General features: G+C 74.2%; 3 protein-coding genes and 1 pseudogene. All 4 read left to right on the top strand.

The window, feature by feature from the left end; all coding sequences use genetic code 11:
• Positions 1 to 260 (top strand): annotated as a pseudogene (locus ACWEQL_RS41305) (magnesium chelatase); the annotation flags it as partial.
• A gap of 5 nt (positions 261 to 265) precedes the next feature.
• Positions 266 to 862: a cob(I)yrinic acid a,c-diamide adenosyltransferase gene (gene cobO / locus ACWEQL_RS41300; RefSeq protein WP_452156602.1), complete on the top strand. Its 597-nt coding sequence runs from the start codon at positions 266 to 268 to the stop codon at positions 860 to 862.
• Between the two features lie 184 nt (positions 863 to 1,046).
• A complete protein-coding gene (locus tag ACWEQL_RS41295) occupies positions 1,047 to 2,456 on the top strand; it encodes a cobyrinate a,c-diamide synthase (protein WP_452156600.1) in 1,410 nt (469 codons plus the stop codon).
• A 297-nt stretch (positions 2,457 to 2,753) separates the two neighbouring features.
• On the top strand, positions 2,754 to 4,211 hold the full coding sequence (locus tag ACWEQL_RS41290; protein ID WP_452156598.1) for a M6 family metalloprotease domain-containing protein: 1,458 nt from the start codon (positions 2,754 to 2,756) through the stop codon (positions 4,209 to 4,211).
• The last annotated feature ends 65 nt before the right edge of the window (positions 4,212 to 4,276 follow it).

Below are 4,276 nucleotides of genomic sequence, written 5' to 3'. Positions count from 1 at the left end.
CCAAACACGGCACGCTCCCCGGCCGCAAGCGCTCCACCTGCCCTCATTCCTACGGCAGCGCGCTCGATCCCGCCGTGGTGCTGGACTGCGAGTCCGGCCCGGTGCGGCTCGGCCTCGCCCACCGGCTGGCGGCCGACCTCGGCGCCACCGCCGTCACCCTGGACGAGCTGCGCGCCGAGGGCGTGGCCGCGCTGGTCCGCGACACCCGCCGCGCCGACGATCCGACCGCACGTCACTCCTCCGTACGAAAGGCGGCCTGACCACCATGCCCAAGGGTGTCCCCGAGAACGTTCCCGACGACGGCCTGACCACCCGCCAGCGCCGTACGCTGCCGATCACCGCCGTGCACACCGGGCCCGGCAAGGGCAAGTCCACCGCCGCCTTCGGGATGGCGCTGCGGGCCTGGAACCAGGGCTGGCCGATCGGGGTGTTCCAGTTCGTCAAGTCCGCCAAGTGGAAGGTGGGCGAGGAGAACGCGCTGAAGGTGCTCGGCGCCTCCGGCGAGGGCGGCACGGTCGCCTGGCACAAGATGGGCGAGGGCTGGTCGTGGGTCCAGCGTGACATCGAGTCCAGCGAGGAGGCCGCCAAGGAGGGCTGGGAGCAGGTCAAGCGCGACCTGGCCGCCGAGAGCTACCGCTTCTACGTGCTGGACGAGTTCACCTACCCGATGCACTGGGGGTGGATCGACGTCGAGGAGGTCCTCGCGGTGCTGAAGGACCGTCCGGGCAGCCAGCACGTGGTGATCACCGGTCGTTACGCGCCCGAGGCGCTGACCGGCTTCGCCGACCTGGTCACCGAGATGACCAAGGTCAAGCACCCGATGGACGCCGGCCGCAAGGGCCAGCGCGGCATCGAGTGGTGACCCGCTGACCGGGTGACACCCCGGGCCCGGTCACCCCTCCCGGCCCGGACACTCCCAGGCCCGGACACCCCTCCGGCCCGGTCACTCCCGGGCCCGGACACCCCTCCGGCCCGGTCACCCCCGACCCGGTCACCCCCGCCGAGCCGGCGCCCCCGAGCCGGCGATCCTCCGAGCGAGCAGCCCCGTGAACAGCATCCCCCGTCTCGTCATCGCCGCGCCGTCCTCCGGCTCCGGCAAGACCACCGTCGCCACCGGCCTGATCGCGGCGCTGGCCGCCCGCGGCCTGGCGGTCTCCCCGCACAAGGTCGGCCCGGACTACATCGACCCGGGCTACCACGCCCTGGCCGCCGGGCGTCCGGGCCGCAACCTGGACGCCTTCATGTGCGGCCCGGAGCGGGTCGCGCCGCTGTTCCTGCACGGCGCGGCCGGGGCGGACGTGGCGGTGGTCGAGGGGGTCATGGGGCTGTTCGACGGCGCCTCCGGGCGGGGCGAGCTGGCCTCCACGGCGCATGTCGCCAAGCTGCTGTCCGCCCCCGTGGTGCTGGTCGTGGACGCCTCCTCGCAGTCCCGCTCGGTGGCCGCGCTGGTGCACGGCTTCGCCTCCTGGGACCCGCAGGTGCGGCTGGCCGGGGTGATCCTCAACCGGGTCGCCTCCGACCGGCACGAGCAGCTGCTGCGGGAGGCCCTGGAGGAGGGTTCGGGGGTGCCCGTGCTGGGCGCGGTGCGGCGGTCCGCGGCGGTCGCCACGCCCTCGCGCCACCTGGGCCTGATCCCGGCCGTGGAACGCTCCGAGGAGGCCCTGCGGGCGGTGCGGGACATGGGCGACCTGGTGGCCGCCTCGGTGGACCTGGACGCGGTGCTGGCCCTGGCCGCCACCGCTCCCCCGCTGGACGCCGTCCCGTGGGACCCGGCCGCCGAGGTCGCCCCGGTGGCCGGGCCGGACGCGCCGGGCGCGGCCGCCGGCGCCGTACGGCCGAGGATCGCGCTGGCCGGGGGCGCCGCGTTCTCCTTCTCGTACGCGGAGAACGCCGAGCTGCTGACGGCGGCCGGCGCCGAGGTGGTGCCGTTCGACCCGCTGCACGCCACGGAGCTGCCCGCGGGCACCGCGGGCCTGGTGATCGGCGGCGGCTTCCCCGAGCTGTACGTCCGGGAACTCAGCGCGAACGGGCGGCTGCGCGCCGCGATCGCCGCCCTGGCCGCCGGCGGGGCGCCGATCGCCGCCGAGTGCGCCGGACTGCTCTACCTGGGGCGGGAGTTGGACGGCCTGCCGATGTGCGGGGTGCTGGACACCGCGGCCCGGATGACCGAGCGGCTGACCCTCGGGTACCGCGAGGCGGTGGCGCTGCACGACTCCCCGCTCGCCCCGACGGGCACCCGGCTGCGCGGACACGAGTTCCACCGGACGGTCTGCGAGCCCGGGGCGGGTGAGCGGCCGGCCTGGGGCTGGCGGCTGCCCACCGGGCCGCGCACCGAGGGGTTCGCCGAGGGGAACGTTCACGCTTCGTACCTGCACCTGCACTGGGCGGGATCACCGCAGCTCGCGGCCTCCTTCACGGCTGCGGCGGCCGCGGCGGCGGAGGGCCGGCGCGACTGACGCGACGACGGGCCGTGGCGGCGCGGCGACGGCGGGTGGTGACACGGCGCCAGCGGACGGAATCCGTTCGCGCCGAGGGTCCGACGGGTCTGGTGCTCCTCCCGTCCGGGGCGTCAGAATGGGGACAGACAACCGCATATCACCCCAATCGCAACCGGCTCCGGTCAGACCCGACCGCCCTTCGGCGCCCCCGCCCCTCGACGTGCGACGCCCTCGGGCGTGCCCGCCCGGATTCCGGTGACCGCGGTTCGCGCGGGGTCAGCTCCCCGGCGGACCGGCCCCAGGGGAGCAGTCACCATGCGTCACACCTTAACCGCACCGGATCACCGCCCGATCGACCCCCACCACGGGCCCGCCTGCCAGGTGCCGCTGTCACCGCAGGCCCTCGCCCAGCTCCAGGCCCGCTACCAGGACCTCCTGAACAGCCGTCGGCTGCCGGCCGGCACGACCTTCGAGCAGTTCTACTTCATCTGGCGCGCCAAGCGGCGCGGCGAGAACGTCATCGGCATCGACGACGGGGCCGTCCGCCCCGGACCGAGCAACGGGGCCCAGCTCATCTCCCGCCCCACCAGGCAGCTCAAGGGCGTCGTCAACACCCTGGTGCTGCTGGTCGACTTCCCCGACCGCCCGCACCTGCCCGACCACACGACCGGCCACTACGAGCAGATGCTGTTCAGCGAGAACACCTTCCCGACCGGCAGCATGCGCGACTACTTCCGCCAGGTCAGCGGGTACGACCCGACCGCGCCGGACGCCCACGGCATCGACGTCCGGGGCCGGGTGCACGGCTGGTTCCGGATGCCGCAGCCGCTCTCCTTCTACACCGACGGCAGCTCCGGCCTCGGCCAGACCCCGCCCCGCAACGCCCAGGGCATGGCCCGGGACGCGGTGCAGGCGGCCCTCGCCGAGGGCATCGACTTCACCGACTACGACGTGCTGCACGAGGGCGTCGTCACCGCGCTGTTCATCGTCCACGCGGGCGCCGGCGCCGAGCAGACCCTGTCGCCGGACGACGTCTGGAGCCTCAAGTGGAACACCCCCGGCAGCGGCGTCCAGGTCGGCCCGAACCTGCTGGTGCGGACCTTCCTCACCGTCCCGGAGGACTGCGCGGTCGGCGTCTGCGCCCATGAGTGGGGCCACCTGGCCGGCCGCTGGGCCGACTACTACGACACCGGCTCGCTGCGCGAGACCCGCTCCAACGGGCTCGGCAACTACTGCCTGATGGCGGGCGGTTCGTGGGGCAACGGCGGGCTGACGCCGACCTTCCCCAACGGGATGCTGCGGATGTTCCACGACTGGATCACCCCCCGGGCCGTCACCGGCACCACCAAGGGCATCCAGCTGCGGCCCGTCGCCGAGGGCGGCGAGGTGCTGTTCGTGCAGAGCGGCACGCACATGAAGGACACCCAGTACCTGATCGTCGAGTACCGCCGCCGGCGCGGCCAGGACGCCTTCCTCCCCGACGAGGGCATCTCGGTGTACGTGGTCGACGAGACCATCGACAACGTCAACGACGAGCACCACCTGGCCATCGAACTGCTCCAGGCCGACGGCAAGCGGGACCTCTCGAAGATCTTCGGCACCGGCAACCGCGGCGACTCCGACGACCTCTACCCCGCGCTCGGCAACCGGTCGATCGGCCGGGACACCGTACCCCCGCTCAACCTGCCGGACGGCACCTGGACCGGCGTCACGATCGACGTCGCCGGGAGCCCGGGCGCCGACCAGATGGAGGTGGACGTCACCATCGCATGACCGGGCCCCCGGGCCCGCCCCCGCGGCGGGCCCGGGCGTGTCCCGCCGCCGCTGCCCACCGCGGC

The sequence above is a fragment of the Kitasatospora sp. NPDC004240 genome (genome assembly GCF_053603215.1).
This window is presented reverse-complemented; position numbering and strand designations above follow the sequence as displayed.